Here is a 24,228-nt window from a genome sequence, read left to right as displayed (position 1 = left end):
ATCAGCGCGGCAGCACGGGCAGGGCGAGCAGGCCGCGGATGAGCGTGCTGGTCTGCCAGCGAGGGGTCAGGGCCGCCGGCGCCAGCCGCAGGCCGGGGTAGCGGCGCTGCAGGGCGGTGACGGCGATCGTGGCCTCCATCCGGGCCAGCGGGGCGCCGACACAGAAGTGGATGCCGTGCCCGAAGGCCAGGTGCCCGGCGGTGGGCCCGTCGGTGGCGAGGACGTCCGGATCGGCGAACCGGGCGGGATCGCGATTGGCGGCCGCCACCGACACATAGACCAGCTCCCCCGCGGGAATCTCGGTGCCGCCCAGCGTGACCGGCTCGGCGGTGTAGCGCACCGTGGCCATGTCGACCGGTCCGTCGAAGCGCAGGAACTCCTCGATCGCGGCGGGTACCGCGGCCGGATCGGCGCACAGCGCCTGCCACTGCGCCCGGTCGCGCAGCAGCGCGTTCATGCCGTTGCCGATCAGGTTGACGGTGGTCTCGTGCCCGGCGACCAGCAGCAGGAACGCCATCGACACCAGCTCCCGGTCGGTGAGCCGGTCGCCGTCCTCGTCGGCGAGCACCAGCTCCGAGAGCAGATCGTCGGCCGGGTCGGCCTGCTTGGCCCGGACCAGACCGGCCAGGTAGCCGACCATGGCGGCGGAGGCGGCCGGGCGCGCGTCGTCCTCGCCCTCGCCGACGACCGTCACCAGCGCCCTGGTCCAGGCCTGGAAATCGTCGCGGTCGGCGAACGGCACCCCGAGCAGCTCGCAGATCACGGTCACCGGCAGGGGATTGGCGAACTCCTCCATCAGGTCGACCTCGTCCCGATCGGCCATCGCGTCCAGGAGGTCCTCGGTGATCCGCTCGATCCGGGGCCGCAGCCCGGCGACCTGCTTGGCGGTGAACGCCTTGTTCACCAGTTTGCGCAGCCGCGTGTGCGCGGGCGGGTCGGTGCCGAGCATGTGGCTCAGCAGCGCGCTCACATTCGGGTCCAACGGGGTGTCGTGGCGCTTCGCGCGCAGGATCTCCTCCACCTGCCCGACATCCTTGGCCAGGCGCGGATCGGCCAGTGCCGCACGGGCTTCGGCGTAGCCGATGACCACCCAGCGGATCACGTCGTCGGGGAACCGGACCCGGTGGACCGGGCCGTCGGCGCGCCAGCGCCGGTAGTGGGCGTGCGGGTCGTCGAAGAAATCGGCGCCGATGGACTCGACGCGGGCAGCAGCGGTGGTGTCGGCCATCTCACCGACGGTACCCGCGTCCGGCGAACGACTCGCCGGACGCGCGCGATCCCGATCAGGCGATCGGAGCTGGGCATGGAATCGGCTGCGGCGAACCGGAATTCACCGAACGCTGCTCGAATGGGAGCCGAATCGTCCGCAGGGAGGAAGACCATGACAAGTACCGAAATCGACGTCGACGCGACCGCGCAGCGGCGGGTCGCGGAATTGACCGCGGTATTCGAACGCGGACTGCAGGAGAAGCTGGGGGTCGGCGATTCGCTCGGCATCCGGCTGGACAGCGCGTCGAAAGGCCGCACGCGCTATCACCTGGACCCGAATCCGGCGACCATCAACGCGATGTTCACGGTGCACGGCGGAGTACTGGCCACCCTCATGGACACCGCCATGGGCAGCGCGGTGTTCACCGAACTCGGCGACGGCGTCGCCTACACCACGCTGGAACTGAAGGTGAACTTCATCCGCGCGGTGACGCTGGACGGCAGCAGGCTCACCTGCGACGCCACCGCCGTGCACGTCGGACGCCGCACCGCGACCGCGGAGGGACGTATCACCGACGCGGCGGGCAAGCTCATCGCCCACGGCACCACCACCATTCTCGTGCTGGCCCAGGGCAATTGAGAAACGACTCCGGCCCCGTCCCGAGACGATCGGGGCGGGGCCGGAGTCGTCGGCTCAGGCCAGCGCGCGGCAGCTCTCGACGAAGGCGACCAGTTCGTCGACCGGTTCGGTGCGCGCGTCGACGGCGCGGTCGATCACCTTCACCAGGTGTTCGTAGGCGGCGGTGTGGTCGTAGTCGGCCACGTCCGCGATCTTCAGTGCCCAGCGCCAGTAGCCGCGCAGGGTGTCCGACAGCGGCATCCGGAAGTGGGCGACCACGTCGCGGATCGGCGTGACCACGGCGTCACCGTCGTGGCGCAGGTAGCGGGTCACCACGTCGGCCATGAAGCTGAAATGGCGGGCCTCGTCGCGCGACAACCGGGTGAGCACCCCGGCCAGCACCGGGTCGGCGACCACGTCACGCAGCTGCTGGTAGTACATCTGCGTGGCCTTCTCCTGCACCAGGGCGTAGGCGAAGAACTGCACCGGATGGTCGTAGGGCAGGTCGAACGGCTTGTGCCCCTCCACCGCCAGCTCCGAGCGCAGCGTGGACCGCTGCGCCATCCCCGCCGCCTCCTGATAGCGGGCCAGCGCCCTGGCGTGGGTGTCCTCCTCGAGCGCCCACCGCACGGTGAAGTGGTAGAGCTCCCGATTGTGTTCGAAGGTGGGCAGGTCCACGGTGTCGTCGACCGGGAAGTGCCGGTGATACACGTCGAAGTAGCCGGGCAGGTGGTCCTCGATGAGGGTCACGAACTGCACCGCCGAACGCTGTCCCTCGGTGAGCCTGCCCGCGTCGGCGGCGGCCCAGTCCACGGCGGTCTCCACGTCCCAGGCGCGCGTCGCCGGTGACGCGGCCAGGAAGCTGTCGACCGCGGTGACCAGCTCCGGCACCGGCAGCAGCCCCGCTGTGCCGATCATGGCGCTACCTCGCATTCCGGCAGACCAGCGCGTAGTGCTTGGTGGTGTAACCCCAGCCCGCGTTGGCGATCTCGAGATAGCGGCGCAGCTCGGCGGCCAAGCCGGGACCGTGGGTGTCGATGCGCGCGGCGGCGGCGTCGACATTGGCGATCCAGTCCTCGATGGTGCGCCGGTAGTGCTCGGTGAGATCGTCGACCGAGATCACCGAGAAGCCGGCGTTCTCGGCGGCCGCGATCAGCTCCGACAGCGGGCGCAGCTCACCGAAACCGAAGATCGCCTCGCGGACGAATCCGGTGCCGGCCCGGTCGTCGAACGCGGTCCGGTTGGCGGCGTTGCGGAAGCAGCTCTCCGACACGTACAGCGTGCCGCCGCGGCGCAGCACCGACCTGGCCCGCCGGAACACCGCGTCGGGGTCGGGCATGTGCACGATCGAACCGAGCAGCGTGACGGCGTCGAATCCGCGGGCGGGCAGGTCGAGGTGCTCGAAATGCCCGACCCTGGTGTCGACCAGGTGGGCCACGCCGCGCGCCGCCGCCTGCTCGGCGATGTAGTCGTGCTGGCGCGGCGCCGGGCTCACCCCCAGTGTGCGACAGCCCAGTTCCCCGGCCATGTACAGGATCAGCGAGCCCCACCCGCAGCCCACGTCGAGCAGCTGTTCGCCGCCGCACAGCCCGAGCCGGTCGGCGACGAACCGCAGCTTGTTGCGCTGCGCCTGTTCCAGAGTGTCGTCCTCGGATTCGTACAGCCCGGAGCTGTACTTGCGCAGCGGATCCAGGAACTGGCCGAAGATGTCGGGATCGAGATCGTAGTGCTGATTGGTGTCGGCGACGGCGGTCACGACGAGGTCTCCCGCACCGCGCGCTCCACCACCGCGGTGACCTCGGCCAGGGTGGACATGCCGAAGACGTCGGCGTCCTCGAGTTCGATGTCGAAGGTGCGCTCGATCCGGGCGACCATGCGCAGCACCCGCACCGAGTCCACGCCCGCCATGGCGCGCAGGTCGGCGTCGGGGGTGAGGTCGGCGGCGGGCAGGCCGGTCTCGGAGATCGCGATCTCGGTGACCGTGCGCAGGATGGTGTCGGCGGAAGTGGTGGTCATGGCCGGGCTCCGTTCGGGGAGAAGGTGTTCGCCGTGGACAGGGCGTGGTCGAGCAGGGCGACATCGTCGTCGCCGAGAGTCAGCCGGGCACGCTCGGCGTGCAGGTCGAACGGCTGGTAGGTGGCGGTCGAGGAGGCGCACACCGCGCCGTCGAGGTCGAGGATCTCCGCCTGCGCCGGAATCGGGCCCGCGCCGCGGCCGGTGGGCAGCGTCGCCACACAGCGGTAGTCGCGGTCGACGGCCAGCGGGGTGAGGAAGCGGGTGCGCTGGGAGACGGTGAAGGCGGGCACCTGGCGGGCCAGCACGATCAGGTTGCCCATCACCTCGTCGCAGATCACGCCGATCAGGCCGCCGTGCACCACGCCGGGATAGGACTCGAACGCGCGCCCGAGCCGGAACGCGGCCACCAGGGCGCCGTCGTCGCGGGGGGTGAACGTCAGCCGCAGGCCGGTGGGGTTGTGCGGGGAGCAGCCGAAGCAGTGGTAGTCGGGGATCACCGACCACGGCACCTCGACCGTCGCGGGCCGGTCGCCGGTGGTCATCAGGCGATGGCGTCGGCGAGGGCGCGGCGCACCTTCGCGTTGCTGGACAGGTCGAGGCCGGTGATGCCGGCGAAGGTGCGGCGTACCTTGTCGTGCAGCACCTCGAGCTCGCCCTCGGCGGCGACCTGCTCGAGGAACAGGTCGAAGCCGGTGTCGATGGTCTCGTGGTCGCCCAGTTCGGCGATGCCGGCCTTGAACGTGCTCACCGGATGCTTGATCTTGGCCTCGGAGCTGTAGACGTAGAGCGTCTCGAGCACCGACGGCAGTTCCTCGGGCCGCCTGCGCAGCCGCTCGGTGGTGTAGTGGATGAACTCCCGGGCATGGCCCGCCTCGTCACGACTGGCGTTGAGCAGCAACGTCTTCAGCACCGGCTCGGCCACCCAGCCCGACACCGCCCGGTACACGTGATTGACCGTGAGCTCGGAGATGATGTTGGTGGCCAGGGTCGCCGAGGGCGTGCTGCCCGGCGCGTACGGCTCGCGCATCGCGTCGACCGCGCGGTCGGCGACGTCCTCGCCGACGGCGCGCAGCCAGGCGCGGAAGGCGTAGTGGTGCTGCACTTCCTGATAGCCCCACACCACCGCGAAGGTGGAGAAGTCGTAGTCGTCGACGAACTCGTCGAGGAAGCCGTGCACGGCCGCGATCACATTGGACTCGCCCATCGCCGCGCTCTTGGCCAGGGTGATGTACTCGGGGCGGACCAGGGCCGGGTCGACGGTGTCCAGGGCGAGGTCGCCGAGGTTCCAGTGCAGGCGTTCGTAGTGGCGGAAGATGTCGTAACTGTGCACGGGGCACTCCCATTCGGTCGCGGGGTGGGTGGCGCGGGTCAGCGCCGGCCGATCAGGTCACGGGCGGCCAGCCGCTGGAGCTTGCCGCTGCTGGTGCGGGGGATGCTGCGCGGCGGCACCAGGTGCACCCGCACCGCGGAGAGCCCGAGGTGGGCGGCGACGGCGGCCCGCACGGCGGCGGCGAGGGCTTCGGCGTCGGGCCCGGTGCGTTCGGTCTCGGCGATCAGCGCGATCACGTCGTCGTCGGGATCGACGGCGGCGGTGCAGCGGGCCTGGTGGATGCCGTCGAGGTCACGGACCGCGGCCTCCACGTCCTGGGCGTAGTAGTTCACGCCGCGCACGGTGATCATGTCCTTGCAGCGGCCGGTGACGAACAGTTCGCCGTCGCGGCGGTAGCCGAGGTCGCCGGTGCGCAGCCAGCCGTCGGTGAACCGGTCGGCGACCGCGTCCGGGTCGGCGCTCAGATAGCCGGGGGTGACGGGCGCGCCCTGGATGAGGATCTCGCCGACCCGGCCGTCGGGCAGCTCCGCGCCGCTGTCGAGGTCGACGATGCGCAGCGCGATCCCGGCCACCGGCGCACCGACCGAGGCCACGGCCCTGGCACCGGCATCGGTGCGCGGAACCGGCTGGGCCAGTGCCGAATCCGACAGCCGTGCGCGGTCGACCCACTCGAACACGGGCTCGCGCAGCAGCGGCGGGAACGCCACGGCCAGGGTGGCCTCGGCCATGCCGTACACGCCGAACATCGTCGACGGCGCGAACCCGGCCGGCGCGAACCGCGCGCAGAAGGCGCTCACCACCGGCTCCGCGATCGGCTCGGCGCCGTTGAACGCGATCCGCCAGTGGCTCAGGTCGTAGTCGGCGACGCGCTCGGGCGGGATCGCGCCGAGCAACGCCTCGTAGCCGAAGTTCGGCATGGCGGTGATGGTGGTCCCGGTGGCCGCGAACTCGGACAGCCAGCGCGCCGGGTCCTTGACGAAGGCCAGCGGCGACCAGACATGGGCGGGGATGCCGCGCAGCACCGCCGACAGCGTGCCGAACAGGCCCATGTCGTGGAACAGCGGCAGCCAGAAACCGCCCTGGTCGGTCAGCCCGAGGTCGATGCCGGTGCGGATCGCGGACAGCCCGGCCACCACATTGGCGTGGGTCAGCCGCACTCCCTTGGACAGCGCGGTGCTGCCCGAGGTGAACTGGACGATCGCCGCGTCGCCGGGGCCGAGGTCGGGCAGGATGTCCGGCTCGGCGGTCACGCCGGTGATCAGGCCGGTGGTGTCGACGAACTCGACGCCGATGCCGCCGAGCAGCGGGATCATCGACGCGAATCGCGGTGACACCAGCACGGTGCGCATCCCGGCGGCCGCGGTGATCGCGGCCAGTTTGGCCGGATACGCCGCCGTCGCGCGGGCGCCGACGGGCAGCGGCAGGGGAGTGGCCGCCCCGCCCGCCCCGGCGATCCCGAACAGCGCGGTCAGGAACTCCGGCGCGTTCGGCGACAGGATGCCCACCGGTTCCCCGCGGCCGATCCCGCGCCGCCGCAGGGCGGTGGCGGTGGTGTCCGCCCGCTGCCGCAGCTCGGCGTAGCCGAGGTGTTCGGACACCGACCAGAACGTCGCCCGCACCTGTGGATGCGCGGTGGCGACGGCGGCCAGCAGCGTACCGAGCGTGTCGCCCGAACCCGAGGAATTCATGACCGAAACGACAACAGTGCCATATGAAATCGTGTTGAACGACTTCCGAAATACACGCGCCGATAATCACCGTCGATCGCCCAATTGCGCTGCCTGATAAAGATATTCGGCTATCGCCCGATCGGAGCGGCCGATACTGCGCGAATTCGGCGTTCCCGGGCGGCGACGATGAGCGGCGAATTCGCACACCGAAATATCGCGCAAGGAGCTGCCGGTGACGTCCGATCATGTCGCGGTCGGGGACCCGACTCCGGTACAGATCGCGGTGCTGGAGAGCGTCGCCCCGCACTGCCGCCACGACCCCTACCGAAGCTACGCGACCCTGCGTGCCGCCGGCCCGTTCGTGCCGGGCCCGCACGAGGTGCACCTGGTGCCCCGGCACGCCCAGGCGCAGGCGATCCTGAGCGACCCGCGCTGGAGCCACGCCGAGGAACCGGAACTGCTGCACGGCGACAGCGAGGTGGAACTGCCCGGGTCGTTCCTGTGGATGGAACCGCCGGACCACACTCGGCTGCGCGGCCTGGTCGGCAAGGCCTTCACCGCCCGCACCGTGGCCGGGCTGCACGAGCGCGCCGAGCGGCTCGTCGCCGAACTGCTCACCGCAATCCTGGCCGAGCGCGAGACCGACGTGCTCGAGGCGCTGGCCTATCCCGTACCGCTGACCCTGATCTGCGAACTGCTCGGCGTGCCCGCCGAAGCCCACGCCCATGTGCGCGAGATCTCCGCGCACATCGCGCGCGGCCTCGATCCCGACACCCTGCTCAGCCCCGCCGAACTGGCCGCCCGCACCACCGCCGTGCACGCCTTCACCGATTTCTTCGGCGACCTGATCGCCCAGCGCCGCCGCGACCCGCGCGACGACCTGATCACCGCCCTGGTGCACGCCGAGGACGCCGGCGTCCGGCTGACCCGCACCGAACTGATCGGCACCCTGCTGATCCTGGTCGTGGCCGGGCACGAGACCACCGTCAACCTCATCGGCAACGGCCTGCTGGCCCTGATCCGCCACCCCGACCAGTTCGCCCGGCTGCGCGCGGACCCCGCGCTGTGCGGCCCGGCCGTCGACGAGGTACTGCGCTACGACCCGCCCGTGCACCTGACCACCCGCACCGCGCGACACGAGATCGAGCTCGCCGGACGGACCTTCGTGCCCGGCGACGCGGTGATCGTGCTGATCGGCTCCGCGGCCCGCGATCCCGGGGCTTTCCCCGACGCCGACCGGTTCGACATCGGCCGCTACCGCCCTGGGCAGCGACCGGAGCGGCACCTGTCGTTCGGGCTCGGGCTGCACTACTGCCTCGGCGCGCCGCTGGCCCGCCTGGAGATGCAGACGGTGCTGCGCGCGGTCGCCACCCGGGTCGAGCGGATGGAACTGCTCGCCGAACCGCCGTACCGCCCGAACGTGGTGGTGCGCGGCATGTCCGAACTGCGAATCAGCCTGGAGGGCCGATGAGTACCGCTGTCCCCGCCGACCTCACCTTCGACGCCTTCGCGCCCGAGCACCGGGCCGACCCCTACCCGGCCTACCGCCGGGTCAGGGAGGCGACGCCGCTGTTCCCGTACGCGCTGGGTGATGTCCCGGTGACGCTGGTGACCCGCTACGAGGAATGCGCCGCCGTGCTCACCGGCACCGACTGGGGACACGGCTACGCCGCCGGGATCAGCCCCTTCCGCGACACCACCGCCGCCATCCCCGGCTCCTTCGTCCGGATGGACCCGCCCGAGCACGGCCGCTACCGCAAGCTGGTCGCCAAGGCGTTCACGCCCGCGCTGGTCGGGGCCATAGCGCCGGTGGCGGGGGCGGTCGTCGACGGCCTGGTCGACGCCGCCGTTGAACGCGGCGAGCTCGACGTGCTCGAGGATCTGGCGGTGCCGCTGGCCGTCGCGATGGTCGCGGTGCGGCTGCTCGGCGCCGACGCGGCCGACGGAGACAGCTTCCGCGCCTGGCAATTGGCGATCGCGCGCGGCAGCGACCCGGACTCCTGGCTCGGCCCCGACGACATCACCGCGCGCACCGACGCCGCGCTCGCGTGCATGGGGCACTTCGCGCGGCTGATCGGCGAGAAGAAGCAGCGCCCCGGGCCCGATCTGCTCAGCGAACTCGTCGCCGCGAGCGTGGACGGTGACGTCCTCACCGAACCCGAGGTGATCGGGATGTCGCTGTTGCTGCTGGTCGCGGGCATGGAGACCTCGATCAACCTGATCGGCAACGGCATGCTCGCGCTGCTGCGCCACCCGGACCAGCTGGCCCTGCTGCGGGCGAACCCCGACCTCGTGGGACCGGCGATCGACGAGATGCTGCGCTACGACGCGCCCACCCAGTTCACGATCCGGGTCGCCCTGGCCGACACCCGGGTGGGCGAGCACACCTTCCGCCGCGGCGACGGCGTCGTCGTGCTCACCGGCTCGGCCAATCGCGACGACCGGGTCTACCGCGACGCCGACACCTTCGACGTCACCCGGTTCACCGGAAACCGGCCGCCGCGTAAGCATCTCGGGTTCAGCCTGGGGATCCACTACTGTGTCGGCGCGCCGCTGGCCCGGCTCGAAGCCGAGGCGGCCATCCGCGCCCTGCTGGACCGGGCACCCGAACTGGCCCTGGCCGACGCGCCGATCGAGTACCGGCCCAGCCTGATCCACCGCGGCATCCGGCACCTGCCGGTGACCCTGTGACCCCGCGCGCCGGGCACGCCATCGTCGTCGGGGCGGGCGTCGCCGGGCTGCTGGCCGCGCGGGTGCTGGCCGATCGCTTCGAACGGGTCACCGTGCTCGAACGCGACGAGCTGGACGCGAAAGAGCCGGTGCGGCGCGGTGTTCCGCAGGCCTGGCACCTGCACGGCCTGCTCGATCGCGGCCGCCGGATCATGGAGGAGCTGTATCCGGGGTTCACCGAGCAGGCGGTCTCGGACGGCGCGACGGTCGCCGAGGTGCTGGTCGGCACCCGCTGGTACGTCGGCGGCGGCAGGCTCGCGGCAGGTTCCACCGGTCTCACCTCGCTCATCGCCACCCGGTCGCTGCTCGAGACCGTGCTGCGGCGGCGCACCCTGCACCTGCGCGGGATCGAGCTGCTGACCCGCACGACCGCGCAGGGCCTGGTCGGCGACGCGCGGCGGGTGCGTGCCGTGACGGTGCTCGGACCGGCGGGCACCCGGACCCTGACCGCCGACCTGATCGTCGACGCCGCCGGCCGGGGCTCCCGGATCACGCAGTGGCTCGGCGAGATCGGCGCCGCCGCACCCGCGGAGGAACGCCTGGATGTCGACCTCGGCTACGCCTCGCGGTTCTTCCGGCACCGGCCCGGTCAGCTCGGCGGCCAGGCCTCGGTGATCGTCTCCACCGGCGCGAACGGGCGCGGTGGCGGCGCGGTCCGGGTGGAGGGTGACCGGTGGCACGTGACGCTGGCCGGGATGCTCGGCGACCACCCGCCCGTCGACGACCACGGCTTCCGCGACTACGCCGCCTCGCTGTCGGCGCCCGACATCCACTCCCTCGTGGTGGGTTCCGAGCCGCTCGGCGACGCGGTGCCCTACCGGTTCCGGACCGCGGTGCGGCGCCGGTTCGACGGCAGGTCCGCGCCCGCCGGGCTGCTCGTCCTCGGCGACGCGCTGTGCGCCTTCAACCCGCTCTACGCCCAGGGCATGACGGTCGCCGCGCTGCAGGCGGCGGCCCTGCGCGACTGCCTGGACGCGAGCGAATCCGACCTGCCCGCCCGCTATTACGCCGCCGCCGACGACGCGGTGGCGGTGGCCTGGCAGCTCGCCGCGGGCTCGGACCTGCGCCATCCCGGCGTGGCGGGCCGGCGCACGGTGCGCACCCGGCTCACCAATGTCCTCGTCGGCCGGATCCAGCGCGTGGCGCACCACGATCCGCGGGTAGCCAGGACCTTCCTGCGGGTCGCCCACCTGGTCGACCCGCCCGCCGCCCTGACCACCCCGGAGTCCTTGCGCCGCATCCTCCTTCCCTGACCACCACCGGAGAACCAGGAGACCCACCCATGACCTCCACGACTTCGCCGATCGACGCCCAGGCGGTCCAGACCGCGCTGGTCCAGCTGTTCGGGCCGGACGGCCGCGCCGACCCGTACACCCCCGCCGCCGTGCTGCGTGAGGCGGGCCCGATCCATCAGACCCCGCTGGGCCACCACGTGCTGACCCGCTACGAGGACTGCGCGGCCGTGCTGTCCACCACCGCGTGGAGCCACGCCGAAGAGGCGGCGATGATGCATCCGACGGTGTCGCCGGAGGACGCCGCCGAGGAACTGCCCACGTCGTTCCTGTGGATGGAGCCGCCGGACCACACCCGCCTGCGCAACCTGGTCACCAAGGGTTTCACCCCGCGCATGGTGACCCGGCTGCGGCCCCGGATCGAGCAGCTGTGCGAACAGCTCGTCGACGACGCCTTGGCCGCAGGGGAATTCGATCTCGTCGAGATGATCGCGTACCCGCTGCCGCTGATCATCGCCTGCGAGCTGATCGGGGTGCCCGAGGAGGCCTACGACCAGGTGCACCGGTGGTCCCAGGACCTGGCCCGCGGGTTCGACCACGACTACACGCTGCCGCCGGAATGCCTGACCGCGCGCAGTGCCGCCTCGCGCGGGTTCATGGGCTACTTCCGCGAGCTGCTCGACGAACGCCGGGCCGACCCGCGCGACGACCTGCTCAGCGTGCTGTCGCAGGTCGAGGACCGGGGCGACGTGCTCACCGAGCAGGAGCTGCTGGCCACCTGTATCACCACCTTCGTCGCCGGCCACGAGACCACCGCCAACCTCATCGGCACCGGCATGCTGCGCCTGCTGCGCAACCCCGATCAGCTGCGGCTGCTGCGCGAGCGGCCGGAACTGCTCGCGTACGCGCCCGACGAATTGCTGCGGCTCGACCCGTCGGTGCAGATCACCACCCGTGCCGCGACCCGTCCGATCACCGTCGCCGGACACGAGTTCGAGCAGGGCGAAGGCGTGGTGATCCTGATCAACTCGGCCAACCACGACCCGGCCGCCTATCCCGATCCGGAGCGCGTCGACATGACCCGCTACTCCGATCCGATGAACCCCGCCAAGAAGCACCTCGGCTTCAGCCTCGGCATCCACTACTGCCTCGGCGCCCCGCTCGCCCTGCTGGAGATGGAGATCCTGCTGGATGTCCTGTTGCGCAAGGCGGGCACGTTCGAATTGCGTTCGGACAACCCGGTGTTCAAGCCCAACGTGGTCATCCGCGGCCTGGAATCACTGCGGGTCGCGCTGACCCCGGCCTGATCCGCGCCGGTCCCCGGCCCCGCCCGCCGTCCGGCAGGCGGGGCCGGCGGCCGTCTCAGTCGTCGGCCGGGATGTCCAGGGCCTCGAGGAACGCCGACGCGGCGGGACTGCGGCCGACGCGGCTCCACACGACGTACTCGACCCGGGTCGGCGCGTCGGCCACCTCGACGGTGCGCACCCCGGTCAGGTGCGGCGCGTGCGCGGCGGGCAGCATCGCCACACACAGGTCCTGCCCGACCAGGCGGGCGATGTAGTCCGCGGTCGTCACCTCGAAGGCGACGTCGCGGGTGAGCCCCGCCGCGGCGAACGCCAGGTCCGACTGGATCCGGCCGGCCGTGCCCGCGGGCAGATCGACGAACACCTCCGCGGCCAGCCGGGACAGCGTCACCATCGGCTCGCCCGCCAGGGCGTGTCCCGGCGCGACCACCGCCACCAGCCGGTCCCTGGCCAGCTCCCGCACGGCGACGCCACGCGGCGCGGCGCCGCTCGGCAGCCCGAGGAAGGCCACGTCCAGCGTGCCCTGCTCGACCTGCTCGGCCAGGTCCTCGCTGGCGCCGACCCGCAGGCTGATCCGCACGTGCGGATGCCGTGTGCGGAATTCGCGCAGGGCGGCGGGCAGATCGACCGCGGCCACGGTCGGGATCAACCCCACCGCGAGCCTGCCGCGCACCTCACCGACCGCCGCCGCCACCTCGGCCGCCGCCCGCTCGGCCGCCTCCAGGCATTGCCGGGCCGCGGGCAGGAACGCCGCGCCCGCCGGGGTGAGCCGGACCCGCCTGCTCGTGCGCTCGAACAGTCGCGCGCCCAGTTCCCGTTCCAGCCGGGCGATCTGGTGGCTCAGCGCCGACTGCACCACCAGGCAGCGTTCGGCGGCGCGGGTGAAGCTGGTGGTCTCGGCGACGGCCAGGACGTAGCGCCGTTGTCGCGGGACGTTCCCGCACCCACGGAACGAAGGATCGGATGAGGCCCCTGCTCGTCGTGGCGGCGGTGCTCGCCGGAGCCGTCGCGTCGATCCCGCTGCCCCAGCACCGCGCTGCGGCCGAGGACCTGCTGTTCCCCGCGACGCTCGGGCTACCCGCAGGGTTCCGGCCCGAGGGGATCGCGATCGGATCGCTGCCGATGGCCTATCTGGGGTCGATGGCCGACGGCTCGGTCTACCGGGCGAATCTGGTGACGGGGCACGGTGCGCTGCTGAGCCGGGGGCCGGGAACCCCGGCGCTGGGCCTGCGGCTGGACGAGCGCGGCAGGCTGTTCGTGGCGGGCGGCACCGGCGGGGACGTCCGGGTGCTCGATGCCGGGACCGGCGCGCAGCTGGCGAACTACCGGGTCGCCGACGGCCAGGCGACCTTTGTCAACGATGTGGTGCTCACGTCCGCGGGCGCGTGGATCACCGACTCCACCGCGCCCGTGCTGTATCACCTGCCGATCGGCCCCGACGGCGCCCTGCCCGCGCCCGAGGCGGTGGTCCGGGTGCCGCTCACCGGCGAGATCGAGTACGTGCCAGGCGCTTTCAACGCCAACGGCATCGTCGGCACACCCGACGGCACCGGTCTGCTGATCGTGCAATCGGTCACCGGCCTGCTCTTCCGGGTCGACCCCGCCACCGGCGAGACCCGCCGGGTCGACCTCGGCGGCGCCTCCCTCGTCGACGGTGACGGGCTGCTCCTCGACGGCACCACGCTGTACGCGGTGCAGAACCGGCAGCAGGCGATCGCGGTGATCGACCTCGACCCGTCGGGCGCGACAGGGGTGCTCACCGGTCGCGTCACCGATCCCCGCTTCGACGTCCCCGCCACCATCGCGGCCTACGGCGATCGGCTGTATCTGCCGAACGCCCGCTTCGACACCGAGCCGACCCCCGCCACGCCCTACACGGTCGTGGCGGTGCGCCGGCCGCGCTGAGCGCCTACGTGCCGGCGACGCGGATGTTGCGCATCGTGACCAGCGCGGTGGCACAGAGGATCTCGGCGTCGTCCTCGACGGAGAAGACCTCGGCGGCGGCGATGGTGAGCAGCGAACCCGGCTTGATCACCCGGCCGCGGGCGAGGACGGTCGCGCCCTTGGCGGGAGCGAGGATCTTCACGGTGTAGTCGACGGTCATGTTGATCCAGCCCGCGGGCAGCAGGGTGCCCGCGGCCGAGCCGGCGGCGAAATCGGCGAGCGAGCCGAGGACACCGCCCTGGAAGTAGCCGTCGTGCTGGGTGAGTTCGCGCCGGTGCGGCTGCACGATCTCCACCTCGCCGGGGTCGATCCGGCCGAAGTGGAAGCCCAGGTGGGCCGCGGCCGGCATGGACAGCACCGCGGCCGACACCAGCTGGGCGAAATCGGGATTCGGGGCCTGTGGGGTCATCGGGGTCCGGCTCCTCGTTCGGGCGGATGCGGCCAGGCGGCGAATCCCGCCGCCGCGTAGCGGGCGCGGGCGGCCGACCTCATGATCTTGCCACTGCTGGTCTTGGCGAGCTGGCCGGGCAGGGTCAGCACCAGATCGCCCACGGCGAGATCGTGCTCGCGGAGCATCGCGGACCGGATGGCGCCACGCACCTCGGCCGGGTCGGCGTCGAGCCGGTCGCGGCGCAGTTCCTGCACGACGACCAGCCGTTCGCCGTCCGCGCCCGGGGCGGCGAAGGCGGCGGACCCGCCGTGGCGCAGCGCGGGATGCGCCGACTGCACGGTGTCCTCGATGTCGTGCGGATAGTGGTTGCGCCCGCGGATGATCACCATGTCCTTGACCCGGCCGACCACGTACAGCTCGCCGTCGACCAGCAGGCCGACATCGCCGGTGCGCAACCAGCCGGTGCGCGGATCGTCGGCGGCGCGCGCCCGCAGCAGTTCGGCACTCGCCTCGGGCCGCTGCCAATAGCCCTGGGCCACATGGTCTCCCGCGACCCAGATCTCCCCGGCGCGCCCGGGTGGGCACGGTCGCAGGGTGGCGGTGTCGACGACGCGGACCCGCTCGCCGGACAGGACGCGGCCCGAACTCACCAGTGTGCGCGGCTTCCCCGCCCGGGCGGGACGGTAGTGGCCCGCGCCGAGTGCCGCGGCGTCGGCGGTCAGGGTGCGCGGACCCCGGCCCTTGCCGCTGCCGGTGACCAGCAGCGTCGCCTCGGCCAACCCGTAACACGGGTACAGCGAGGTCGCGCGGAAACCGTACGCGGCGAAGGTCTCGGCGAACCGGGCCAGGGTGGCGGCGCGGATCGGTTCCGCGCCGTTGAACGCGACCTGCCAGCTGGTCAGATCCAGCCCGGCCGGTGGTTCGGCGGCGGCCCTGGCCACGCAGGCGTCGAAGGCGAAGTTCGGTCCGCCGCTCGAGTGCGCGCGGTACTCGCCGATCGCTCGCAGCCACAACAGCGGCCGTCGCACGAAGGTGGCCGGCGCCATCAGCACACTGGTCGCACCCACCCAGAGTGGTTGCAGCACATTGCCGATCAGCCCCTGGTCGTGGAACAGCGGCGCCCAGCCGACCACGGTGGACCCGCTGTCGTGGCCGAAGGCCAGCCGGATCATCTCCTGATTGGCCGCCAGATTGCGGTGCGAGACCAGCACGCCCTTGGGCGTGGCCGTGGAGCCGGAGGTGTACTGCAGCAACGCCACCGCGTCCGGTTCGATCGGCTCGGCCGCGAAGGCGGTGTCGCCGGGAAGGCCGGCGGTGAGCCACCGCGCGCCGGGCAGCAGCGGCGCGAGGGCCGCGCGCAGCGGCTCCACGGCGGCGGCCTCGGTCAGGACGACCGCGGGCGTGCAGTCGAGGACGATGGCGCGCGTGGCCTGCTGCACGTGTCCGCGGCGCGGCGGATTCACCGGGACCGCGATCACCCGCGCGTACAGGCACCCGAAGAACGCGGCCAGGAAATCCGGTCCCGTCGGGTAGACCAGCAGCGCCCGGTCACCCGGCGCGCACACCGCGCGCAGCCGCGCCGCCACCGCCGCGGCCCGTGCGTGCAAGCCGGCGTAGGTGAGATGGCCGTTCTCCGTGCCGGTCTCGTCGAGGAACCGGAAGGCGACCCGATCCGGTGTCGTCGCCGCGCGTTCGCGCAGCACCTCGGGCAGCAGCTGTCCGGGCCGGGTCATCGGCCCGCGCCGAACGACACCGGCAGGCTGTCCAGTCCGCGCAGCAGGAAACTGTGCTGCTGCCAGGCGAATTCGCCGGCGGGGGCGGCCAGGCGGGGGTGCCGCCGCAGCAGTGCGCCGAGGGCGATCCGGGCTTGCAGCTGGGCGAGCGCGCCGCCGAGACAGCCGTGCATGCCGTGCCCGAAGGCGAGGTGGTCGCCGGGGACGCGGGTGACGTCGAACTCGTCGGCGCGGGCGAAGACGGCGGGATCGCGATTGGCCGCACCCAGACACACCAGGACGTGCTCGCCCGCCTGGATCGTCTCGCCACCGATCACCACGTCGCGGGTGGCCAGCCGTTTGGTCAGCTGCAGGGGCGCGTCGTAGCGCAGAGCCTCGGCGACGGCGGCGGGGAGCCGCTCGGGGGACTGCCGCACCAGCGCGGCCTGGTCCGGATGCCGCAGCAGCGCCAGGGTGGCGGTGCCGATGAGGGCTTTGGTGGTCTCGGTGCCCGCCACGAAACACATGACGCAGACGAAGATCAGCTCCTCGTCGGTGAGCGTGTCGCCGTTGGCCGTCCTGGCCGCGAGCAGCAGGCTGATCAGATCGTCACCGGGGGCGGCCCGTCGCTCGGCGAGCACGTCGGCCAGGGCGTCGGCGAACAGGTCGACCACCGTGCGCACCCGGGCCAGGTCCGGCGCGGTCATCAGGCCCGGCTCCAGCAGGAAGCGGATGTCGTGGGTCCAGCCGCCGACCCAGGCGTGCAGCGCGGGCGGCAGCGCCATCCACTCGCACAGCACCGCGACCGGCAGCGGCCCGGCCAGCGCGGCGACCACGTCGGCGCCCCCGGCCGCCACGGCCGGACGCAGCAGCCGTTCGGCGATCGCGGCCACCGTGGGCTCCATCGCCGCGACGGCCCGCGCCGTGAACACCTTGTTCACCAAACCACGCAACCGGGCGTGCGCGGGATCGTCGGTGAACACCAGCGAGGTGCGGCCCAGCCGCTCGATCCGCGCGATGTCGGGCGCACCCAGCCTGCGGGCCTGCGCGGTGACCAGTTCCGGTATCAGTCCCGCACCGAAGCTCTTGTCGTGCAGCACTTCTCGCGCGTCGGCGTGGCGGGTGAGTACCCACATGCCGAGTGTCTTGTGAACCGGCCGGGTGGCCCGCAACGCCCGGTACACCGGGTACGGGTCGCGACGGAACTCGGCGCTGAACGGATTGAACCGGATCGCGGGAGCGGTCGTCATCGGCCTCGTCCACGCGAGAGGAACGTGTCCGGGTGCGGGCGGGCGACGATCCGCAGCAGGCCGAGCTTGCCCATCCGGAAGCCCAGCGCCGACATCTTCAGATACCGCTCGTACCGGGCGACCGTCTCGGCGCCGACCAGGGCCACCGCCTCGGCGCGTCGCGCGCGCAGCCTGCGGGCCCACTGCTCGCAGGTCCAGGCGTAGTCGAGCCGGTCGTCGGTGAGCGCGACGATCGCGAACACCCCGTCGGCGGCCGCGGTGATCTCGGCGAGGGTGGGCAAGTCGGCGTCGGGGAAGATCTGCTGCTGCATGAACGCGCTGGCCTGCTCGCGGCGCATGTTGCCGTAGACGATCGTCTGCAGCGACAGGGCGCCGTCGACGGTCAGCCAGTCGCGGCAGCGGGTGAAGAACTCCCGATACACCGCGACCTTGGCGGCGGGAGTGTCGTCGGGCCGCGCGAAATGCTCGAACGCGCCGATCGAGACGATCCCGTCGAACCGGGACTTCGGCTCGAAGTCCACCCAGCTGCGCGTGTGCACCTCGACGCCGGGCAGATCCAGGGCACGGACGTGGCGGGCCTGCTCGTCGCTGAGGGTCAACCCGGTCAGCCGCGGCACGCCGTGACCGGCGCTTGCGCGCGCCAGCACCGCGCCCCAGCCGCAGCCGATGTCGAGCAGCGACTCGGCGTGCTCGGCGCCGACCGCGCGCAGATGGTGGGCCAGCTTGCGTTCCTGCGCCGCAGCCAGGGTGTCGCCGGGGGAGGCGGGCATGGCGCACGAATAGCTCAGCGAGTCGTCGAGCCACAGGCGGTAGAAGTCGTTGCCGACGTCGTAGTGGTGCCGGATCGCCGCCGCCGCTGCCTCGGTGCGCGCCGCGCCGGCCGGACCGGTCACGGACGGGCCGCGTTCGCCAGCTGCGCGTGCAGGTGTCCGGCGACCGCGTCCAGGGTCGGATTCTCGTAGAGGTCGTCGGGGGAGATGTCCACCCCGAACCGCTCCTCGACCTCGATGAGCAGCGCGACGGCCACCGCGGAATCGACACCGAGACGGTCGAAGTCGGCCTGCGGGTCGATCGCCGCGGTCGGTGTCTCCAGCAACTCCGCGAGGTACTCCCGGCACCACGCGACGATGGCTTCTCTACTGGTGTCCACGACTGCTCCTCATACGCGTTTGGCGGCCAGGCGGTCGGCCGAGGGGATCTTCAGATCCCAGGCCAGGCCGAAGGTTTCGAGCGTCCAGATCAGCCAGTAGCCGGGATCGAGCCGGTACCAGTGCAATCCGAACGACGGTGACTCGGGAAAGGCGTGATGGTTGTTGTGCCAGGACTCGCCGAGCGTGACCAGCGCGAAGACCCCGCCGTTGCGGCTGTTCTCGCGGGACCGGTAGGGCTTGGTGCCGATCCGGTGCAGGAACGAGTTGATCGCCCACACGATGTGTTCGAGCAGGAAGATCCGCACGAACCCGCCCCACAGCAGACCGCTGACCGCGCCCGTCCAGCTCTGGGTGAGCAGGCCGCCCAGCCCCGCCGGGATCAGCAGACCCAGGCCCACCCACCAGTAGTAGAGCCGCGCGACCCGGACCAGGGCACGGTCCTTGATCAGATCGGGCGCGTAGTGCACGACGTTCGGGTACTCGTGGCGGCGCATCCACAGGAAATGCGAGTGCGCCAGGCCGCGCAGCGCGCCCACCCAGCCGTCGCCGGACAGGTTGGGCGAGTGCGGGTCTCCCGCGCGGTCGCTGTACTCGTGGTGGCGGCGATGCAAGGCCACCCACGACACCACCGGGCCCTGCCCGGCCATCGAACCGAGCACGGCCAGTGTCGCGGCGACCGCGGGCGTGGTGTGGAAGGTGCGGTGGGTGAACAGGCGGTGATAGCCGACGGTGATCCCGAGTCCGGTCGCCAGCCACAGCGCGAACAGCAGCCCGAACTCGACGGCGCCGAACGGGCGCACGAACAGGAAGCCCAGTGCCGCCAGGGTTCCCACGATCGGCGCGATGTCGAACAGCAGGAAGTGCCTGCGCTGCAGGCGGTGGATGTAGGGGTTGCTGATCGTCTTCTTCCGCGGCGCGGTGTCGTCTCGCGTCATCTCACCCTCGTCAGGTCGCCGATCCGGTTGCCGGACAGTCGGACCGTAACAACGGACGAAGCCCACGGCGCGCGGTCGCCGCGGGCTTCGATCGTGGGATAGGAGCTGTGGATGGCGGGCCGGTCAGCCCGCGTTCGCGCGCAGCACCACCTTGCCGTTGCGGCCCGGGGTCTCCGACAGCACGGCGGCGTCGGCGGCGTGGTCGAGGGGGAATTCGGCCTGGGCGTCCAGGCGCAGGGTCCCCGCGGCGGCCAGGCCGACGAGTTCGGTGATCAGGCGCCGGTAGTCGGCGCGGTCGATCTCGGCGCTGCGCTTCTGGCCCCAGAAACCCTTGACGACAGCCTGTTTGAAGATGACGGCGCCGGTGTCGATGATCAGCGGCTGACCCGACAGCGCGCCGAAGGAGATCAGTTCGCCCGCGGGGGCCAGCAGCGACATGAGCGCGCCCGCGGCGGGGCCGCTGATCTGGTCGACGGCCCGCACCACCGGCTCGCCGTCGGTGACCGTGGCGGCGCGGTCGGCCCAGCCGTCGGTCTCGGTGTCGATCACCGGGCCGTACCCGAACTGCTCGAGCGCCCGCACCGACGCGGGGCCGCGGACCAGGCTCAGCACCCGCACGCCGCGCTGCCGCGCGAACAGGTTCAGCAGCCGCCCCACCGCGCCGTTGGCGGCGTTCACGGTGATCCACTGGCCCGGCTGCACCCGCAGGTCGTCGAGCAGCATGAGCGCGCTCAGCGGCATGGCCAGCAGCTGGCAGGCGGTCTCGTCGGGCACCGACGGCGGCATCGGCACCACCTGGTCGGCGCGGGCCAGGAAGAAGCCGGCCCAGGCCGCCCGCGCGCCCGCCACCGCGACCCGCAGGCCGACCTCGACGCCGACGGCGCCGGGACCGAGCGCGTCGACCACCCCCACCGCCTCGGTGCCGGGGATCGCGGGCAGCGGCGGCCGGTAGCCGTAGACGCCGCGGATGATGGCGAGATCGTGGTTGTGGACGGGGGACAGGATCGTCGCGATCCGGATCTCGCCCGGACCCGGCTCCGGCGGCGGCACCTCCTGGGCGGTGAGCACGTCTTTCGGTTCGCCGAACCGGTCGATCACCACTGCCTGCATGTCCGCCTCCGTCTGGTTGCGAGTCACTGCACGTCGGGTCCCATTGTGGCACCGCCCCGGTGTCGCGCAGGTCAGGCCAGCGGCGTCTCGTGCACCGTGCGCCAGCGCAGACGGTCACCGGTGGCGTCGAGGACCGCGGTCACGCGGCGCGCGGTGGTCACCGGACCCACGTGGTGGCGTTCGAGGAAACGGATCACCACGGTGGACCCGTCGTCGAACAGGCTCTCCAGTTCGGCGATCTCGATCGTCAGTCCCGGCTGGGCGTTGCGGGCCCCGCGCAGGCCGTGCAGCAGCTCGGCCTTGGCGAGGATCTCCCCCGCGGTGGTGACCATGGTGAAGGTGTCGTGCTGGGCGTCGGCGAAACGGTCGAACACGGCGTCGGGGGCGGCGGTGCCGAGCCAGTGCGCGAGGTCGGCGTGGACGGACTCCACGGAGGCACGCACGGCGGGACTGGGCGGGGTTCGGGTGTCCACGCGGTGATTCTAGGCCGCGGAACCGGATTGCCGGAGAAGTCAATACGCCGCAGGAGTGACCCGACGGGGTGAGGAACCCGCGCCGGAAATCGCTCCCGAGGGGGACGAGCCGGGGCCCGCCGCTGCCTAGGCTCGATCCATGGCAGAGGCACTGGGGACGCGGCCGCCCGCGACATCGTCCGGTCGGCGGATCGCCGAGGTCGACCTGCTGCGCGGCTTCGCGCTGTTCGGCATCCTGCTCACCAACGCGATCGTGGCGACCACGCTGTGGTCGGTGATCGGCACGAAGCAGTATCCGGTGTCGCTGTTCGGCGGCACCGTCGACCAGCTGGTGCGCGCCACCGTCGACGCGCTGTTCACCGGCCGGTTCTACCTGCTGTTCGCCTTCCTGTTCGGTTATTCGTTCACCCTGCAGATCGCCGCCGCCGAACGGGCCGGGGTCGCGCCGGTGCGGCGGTTGCTACGCCGCTGCGCCGCGCTGCTGACGATCGGGCTGGTGCACGTGTATCTGCTGTGGATCGGCGACATCCTCACCCTGTACGCGGTGCTGTGCCTGGTACTGATCACCCTGCGCAAGCTGCGCCCGCGCACCGCGGTGATCACCGGCGTCGTGCTGTACGCGACGTGGTCGGTGTGGAGTGTCTTCGCGGGGAAACCGGGCGTGCTCGCCCTCGGTGAGCTGGTGAACCTGCCGAAGATCTCGGCGGACTACACGGGCGCCTTCGCCGACACCGTCGCCGCCCAGACCGCGCTCGCGCCGGTGTTCCTGCTGCTGATCTGGTTCGGCCAGGGGGTGCCCAGCCTGGCCACGTTCCTGCTCGGCATGGCGGCCGGACAACGCACTCTCTTCGAGGATGCCGACACGCTGCGCCGGTGGTCGCCGCGGGTGCTGGTGATCGGGCTCGGACTCGGGCTGCCGATTTCGGCGGCGACCTTCGCCGAATCGATGCGCTGGTGGGAGGCGCCCGCGGTGCTGCACTGGCTGCAGTACTGCGTCGCCCCGGCCATGACCTTCGCCTACATCGCGCTGGTCCTGCGGCTCGCGTGGTGGGCGCCGACCGCGCGATGGGTGGCGCCGCTCGGTGCGGCGGGCCGGATGGCGGCGTCGAACTACATCGGCCAGTCCGTGGTCCTCATGGTCGTGTACACCGGCTACGGTTTCGCGCTCGCCGACGACATCCCACCCCTGGGCGTGGTCGCGATCGGCCTCCTGACCTTCGCCGCCCAGCTCGCCCTCAGCACCTGGTGGCTGCGCGGGCATCCCTACGGCCCGGTCGAATGGCTGCTGCGCGCCGCCACCTACCTGACGATCCCGCCCTGGCGGCGGCGCGCCGACGAGACGAAGGCCCGATCCGTGTGATCGCCCGCCGCGTATGAAATTCCTGCGAAACCCGGCCCGCAGCTGAGCCGATTCAGTCGGAAAGCATTGGGCGGCTATGGATTCGGCTGTGAGGGTCGGTGGAACTCGGCGCGCCAGCGCTGACGGCCGGGTGCGTCGGGCCGGGGCAGTCGCTCGACCCGGACCGCGGTGAGGTCGGGGGTGGCGAAGGCGTCGATGTCGCCGGCTGTGAGGGGCCAGGGTGGCCCGGGGATCGGGGAGGTGGCGATGTCGGCGATGACCAGCAGGGTGGCGCCGGGGGCGAGCAGGGAGCGGATGTTCGCGGTGGCGTCGGCGCGGACACCCGGCGGCAGGGATTGCACGGTGATGGACTCGAGCACCAGGTCGAAGGCGTCGAGCCAGGCCGCGGGCGGGTGCAGGAGATCGGCCACCTTGTAGGTGACCGGCGACTGCGGGAAACGGGCGCGGGCGCCGCGGATCGCGGTGGGGGAGATGTCGAACGCGGTGGTCCGGATGCCCTGGGCGGCGACGAATTCGGCGTCGGTGCCGTACCCGCAGCCGATGACCAGGGCGCGGGTGCCCGCGGGCTGCGGGGCGTCGCGCAGCCAGTCGACCAGGAGCGGATTGGGCTCCGCCCGGTCCCAGGGGACCACCGAGGTGCCCGCCGCGGCCTCGGCGTAGAGCGGCTCGAACCAACCGGTCGGATCATTCGCGGCCAGCGCCCGGTCGGCGAGACGGCGGTCGGCGGGCGGCTGCGCGGCGGTCATCCTTCCAGTCTCCACCAGTGCGCCACGGCCCGCCGTACGGCCTCCCGGCGAGTCGCCGCCGGTCAGGGGATGAGCACGACTTTGCCTGTCGTCGACCGATTTTCGAGCGCGTCGTGGGCCCGGGCGGCCTCGGCGAGCGGGAATTCGGTGACCGCGGGGACGAACAGTCCCTCGGCGGCCGCCGCGAGCGCCCGCCGCGACAGCACGAGCAGATCACCACCGGCCCGTTCCACCATCGGCGGCCCGAGCACCGACCGGGAGGTGACACCCCGCGCCGCCAGTGCCGCCGGGTCCACCTCGGTCGGCGCGCCCGCCGACCAGCCGAACACCAGATGCGTGCCGCCGGGGCCGAGCAGGTCGACCGCGGCGGCGCCGATCGCGCCGCCGACGCCGTCGAACACGTCGGTCGCCGCGCGTCCGCCGAGCTGCGCGCGCACCTGCGCGGGCCAGTCGTCGGCGGTGTAGTCGACGGCGATGTCGGCGCCGTCGGCCGCCACCCGGCGCACCTTGTCCGGGCCGCCCGCCAGCCCGACCACCGTGGCACCCGCCGCGCGGGCGTACTGCACGAGCAGGGTGCCGATGCCGCCCGCCGCGGCCGTCACCACCGCCACGCTGTCGGCACCCAGGTCGGCGAACTGCAGGATGCCCAGTGTGGTGCGGCCCGTGCCGACCAGGGCCACGGCCGCGGCGGCCGAGACACCGCCGGGGATCGGCAGCAGCCGGTCGGCGTCGGCCACCGCCGATTCCGCGTAGCCGCCGGGCGCGGTGCCCAGGTGGGTCACCACCGCGGTGCCGAGCAGCGCGGGATCGACGCCGGGGCCGACCAGGTCGACCGTGCCCGCCACCTCGCGGCCCGGAATCGTCGGCAGGTCCGGGAGGGGGAAGGGCCCGGGTTCGCCGCGGCGCAGCGCGGTGTCGACGAGGTGGACGCCACTGGCCGCCACCGCGATGCGCACCTGGCCGGGGCCGGGCTCGGGGTCGGGAACGGTCTCGTAGCGCAGGTGTCGGGCCGGGCCGAATTCGTGCAATCGGATCGCGTGCATGCG

General features: G+C 72.3%; 25 protein-coding genes. 7 read left to right on the top strand and 18 right to left on the bottom strand.

The window, feature by feature from the left end:
• Position 1: 1 nt before the first annotated feature.
• Entirely contained in the window at positions 2-1,228 is a 1,227-nt protein-coding gene (locus tag EL493_RS22750; RefSeq protein WP_019047644.1) for a cytochrome P450 family protein, read from the bottom strand.
• Positions 1,229-1,381: 153 nt separating this feature from the next.
• On the opposite strand from EL493_RS22750, the gene EL493_RS22745 reads away from it, so the two are divergent.
• Positions 1,382-1,849 (top strand): PaaI family thioesterase, encoded by a 468-nt coding sequence (locus EL493_RS22745; RefSeq protein ID WP_019047643.1) that lies wholly within the window; start codon positions 1,382-1,384, stop codon positions 1,847-1,849.
• Positions 1,850-1,903: 54 nt separating this feature from the next.
• Here the strand turns inward: EL493_RS22745 and EL493_RS22740 are convergent, their stop codons facing one another.
• The 6 genes from EL493_RS22740 to EL493_RS22715 are packed head-to-tail and all read right to left on the bottom strand — an operon-like array spanning position 1,904 to position 6,862.
• Entirely contained in the window at positions 1,904-2,746 is an 843-nt protein-coding gene (locus EL493_RS22740; RefSeq protein WP_019047642.1) for an acyl-ACP desaturase, read from the bottom strand.
• Positions 2,747-2,750: 4 nt separating this feature from the next.
• Positions 2,751-3,584, bottom strand: a complete 834-nt coding sequence (locus EL493_RS22735) for an SAM-dependent methyltransferase (protein ID WP_019047641.1) — start codon at positions 3,582-3,584, stop codon at positions 2,751-2,753.
• A complete protein-coding gene (locus EL493_RS22730; RefSeq protein ID WP_019047640.1) occupies positions 3,581-3,844 on the bottom strand; it encodes an acyl carrier protein in 264 nt (87 codons plus the stop codon). Before EL493_RS22730 ends, EL493_RS22735 begins: the two co-directional genes overlap by 4 nt.
• The gene (locus tag EL493_RS22725; protein WP_019047639.1) at positions 3,841-4,386 is read right to left on the bottom strand and encodes a PaaI family thioesterase; all 546 of its coding nucleotides are present in this window, start codon (positions 4,384-4,386) and stop codon (positions 3,841-3,843) included. Before EL493_RS22725 ends, EL493_RS22730 begins: the two co-directional genes overlap by 4 nt.
• Complete coding sequence (locus EL493_RS22720; RefSeq protein ID WP_019047638.1) at positions 4,386-5,174, bottom strand: ferritin-like domain-containing protein; 789 nt, start codon at positions 5,172-5,174, stop codon at positions 4,386-4,388. The genes EL493_RS22725 and EL493_RS22720 overlap by 1 nt, the downstream gene beginning before the upstream one ends.
• A 38-nt stretch (positions 5,175-5,212) precedes the next feature.
• Positions 5,213-6,862: an AMP-binding protein gene (locus EL493_RS22715; RefSeq protein ID WP_019047637.1), complete on the bottom strand. Its 1,650-nt coding sequence runs from the start codon at positions 6,860-6,862 to the stop codon at positions 5,213-5,215.
• 214 nt (positions 6,863-7,076) lie between these two features.
• On the opposite strand from EL493_RS22715, the gene EL493_RS22710 reads away from it, so the two are divergent.
• Genes EL493_RS22710 through EL493_RS22695 form a run of 4 tightly spaced genes read left to right on the top strand, consistent with a single transcriptional unit; the run spans position 7,077 to position 12,113 of the window.
• Positions 7,077-8,315: a cytochrome P450 gene (locus EL493_RS22710; RefSeq protein ID WP_019047636.1), complete on the top strand. Its 1,239-nt coding sequence runs from the start codon at positions 7,077-7,079 to the stop codon at positions 8,313-8,315.
• On the top strand, positions 8,312-9,535 hold the full coding sequence (locus tag EL493_RS22705) for a cytochrome P450 (protein WP_019047635.1): 1,224 nt from the start codon (positions 8,312-8,314) through the stop codon (positions 9,533-9,535). The genes EL493_RS22710 and EL493_RS22705 overlap by 4 nt, the downstream gene beginning before the upstream one ends.
• Positions 9,532-10,827 carry an NAD(P)/FAD-dependent oxidoreductase gene (locus EL493_RS22700; RefSeq protein ID WP_019047634.1) on the top strand — a complete coding sequence of 432 codons (1,296 nt, stop codon included), beginning with the start codon at positions 9,532-9,534 and terminating at the stop codon, positions 10,825-10,827. Before EL493_RS22705 ends, EL493_RS22700 begins: the two co-directional genes overlap by 4 nt.
• A 29-nt stretch (positions 10,828-10,856) precedes the next feature.
• Positions 10,857-12,113, top strand: coding sequence for a cytochrome P450 (locus EL493_RS22695; RefSeq protein ID WP_019047633.1), 1,257 nt, complete (start codon positions 10,857-10,859; stop codon positions 12,111-12,113).
• Positions 12,114-12,168: 55 nt separating this feature from the next.
• Here the strand turns inward: EL493_RS22695 and EL493_RS22690 are convergent, their stop codons facing one another.
• Positions 12,169-13,020 (bottom strand): LysR family transcriptional regulator, encoded by an 852-nt coding sequence (locus tag EL493_RS22690; RefSeq protein WP_030203702.1) that lies wholly within the window; start codon positions 13,018-13,020, stop codon positions 12,169-12,171.
• A gap of 53 nt (positions 13,021-13,073) precedes the next feature.
• On the opposite strand from EL493_RS22690, the gene EL493_RS33235 reads away from it, so the two are divergent.
• Positions 13,074-14,015: an SMP-30/gluconolactonase/LRE family protein gene (locus EL493_RS33235; RefSeq protein ID WP_019047631.1), complete on the top strand. Its 942-nt coding sequence runs from the start codon at positions 13,074-13,076 to the stop codon at positions 14,013-14,015.
• Between the two features lie 4 nt (positions 14,016-14,019).
• Here the strand turns inward: EL493_RS33235 and EL493_RS22680 are convergent, their stop codons facing one another.
• The 8 genes from EL493_RS22680 to EL493_RS22645 all read right to left on the bottom strand — a co-directional run bounded on the left by EL493_RS22680 (position 14,020) and on the right by EL493_RS22645 (position 21,076).
• A complete protein-coding gene (locus tag EL493_RS22680; protein WP_019047630.1) occupies positions 14,020-14,463 on the bottom strand; it encodes a PaaI family thioesterase in 444 nt (147 codons plus the stop codon).
• Positions 14,460-16,178: a fatty acyl-AMP ligase gene (locus EL493_RS22675; RefSeq protein WP_019047629.1), complete on the bottom strand. Its 1,719-nt coding sequence runs from the start codon at positions 16,176-16,178 to the stop codon at positions 14,460-14,462. The genes EL493_RS22680 and EL493_RS22675 overlap by 4 nt, the downstream gene beginning before the upstream one ends.
• Complete coding sequence (locus EL493_RS22670; protein WP_019047628.1) at positions 16,175-17,407, bottom strand: cytochrome P450; 1,233 nt, start codon at positions 17,405-17,407, stop codon at positions 16,175-16,177. The genes EL493_RS22675 and EL493_RS22670 overlap by 4 nt, the downstream gene beginning before the upstream one ends.
• Entirely contained in the window at positions 17,404-18,300 is an 897-nt protein-coding gene (locus tag EL493_RS22665; protein WP_019047627.1) for a class I SAM-dependent methyltransferase, read from the bottom strand. The genes EL493_RS22670 and EL493_RS22665 overlap by 4 nt, the downstream gene beginning before the upstream one ends.
• Positions 18,297-18,557, bottom strand: coding sequence for an acyl carrier protein (locus tag EL493_RS22660; protein WP_022566742.1), 261 nt, complete (start codon positions 18,555-18,557; stop codon positions 18,297-18,299). The genes EL493_RS22665 and EL493_RS22660 overlap by 4 nt, the downstream gene beginning before the upstream one ends.
• Before the next feature lie 9 nt (positions 18,558-18,566).
• The gene (locus tag EL493_RS22655) at positions 18,567-19,493 is read right to left on the bottom strand and encodes an acyl-CoA desaturase (protein WP_019047625.1); all 927 of its coding nucleotides are present in this window, start codon (positions 19,491-19,493) and stop codon (positions 18,567-18,569) included.
• Positions 19,494-19,616: 123 nt separating this feature from the next.
• The gene (locus EL493_RS22650) at positions 19,617-20,603 is read right to left on the bottom strand and encodes a zinc-binding dehydrogenase (RefSeq protein ID WP_019047624.1); all 987 of its coding nucleotides are present in this window, start codon (positions 20,601-20,603) and stop codon (positions 19,617-19,619) included.
• Positions 20,604-20,674: 71 nt separating this feature from the next.
• Positions 20,675-21,076 (bottom strand): hypothetical protein, encoded by a 402-nt coding sequence (locus tag EL493_RS22645; RefSeq protein WP_019047623.1) that lies wholly within the window; start codon positions 21,074-21,076, stop codon positions 20,675-20,677.
• A gap of 139 nt (positions 21,077-21,215) precedes the next feature.
• Between EL493_RS22645 and EL493_RS22640 the strand changes: the two genes are divergently transcribed.
• Complete coding sequence (locus EL493_RS22640; protein ID WP_019047622.1) at positions 21,216-22,436, top strand: DUF418 domain-containing protein; 1,221 nt, start codon at positions 21,216-21,218, stop codon at positions 22,434-22,436.
• A 74-nt stretch (positions 22,437-22,510) separates the two neighbouring features.
• On the opposite strand, the gene EL493_RS22635 is transcribed toward EL493_RS22640, so the two are convergent.
• Both EL493_RS22635 and EL493_RS22630 read right to left on the bottom strand, forming a co-directional pair.
• Complete coding sequence (locus EL493_RS22635; RefSeq protein WP_019047621.1) at positions 22,511-23,182, bottom strand: class I SAM-dependent methyltransferase; 672 nt, start codon at positions 23,180-23,182, stop codon at positions 22,511-22,513.
• Positions 23,183-23,244: 62 nt separating this feature from the next.
• The gene (locus tag EL493_RS22630) at positions 23,245-24,225 is read right to left on the bottom strand and encodes a zinc-binding dehydrogenase (protein WP_019047620.1); all 981 of its coding nucleotides are present in this window, start codon (positions 24,223-24,225) and stop codon (positions 23,245-23,247) included.
• Between the last annotated feature and the right edge of the window lie 3 nt (positions 24,226-24,228).

The sequence above is a fragment of the Nocardia asteroides genome (assembly GCF_900637185.1).
GTDB lineage: Bacteria > Actinomycetota > Actinomycetes > Mycobacteriales > Mycobacteriaceae > Nocardia > Nocardia asteroides.
The sequence above is the reverse complement of the archived record's forward strand: the minus strand, read 5'-3'. Positions and strand labels throughout refer to the sequence as shown.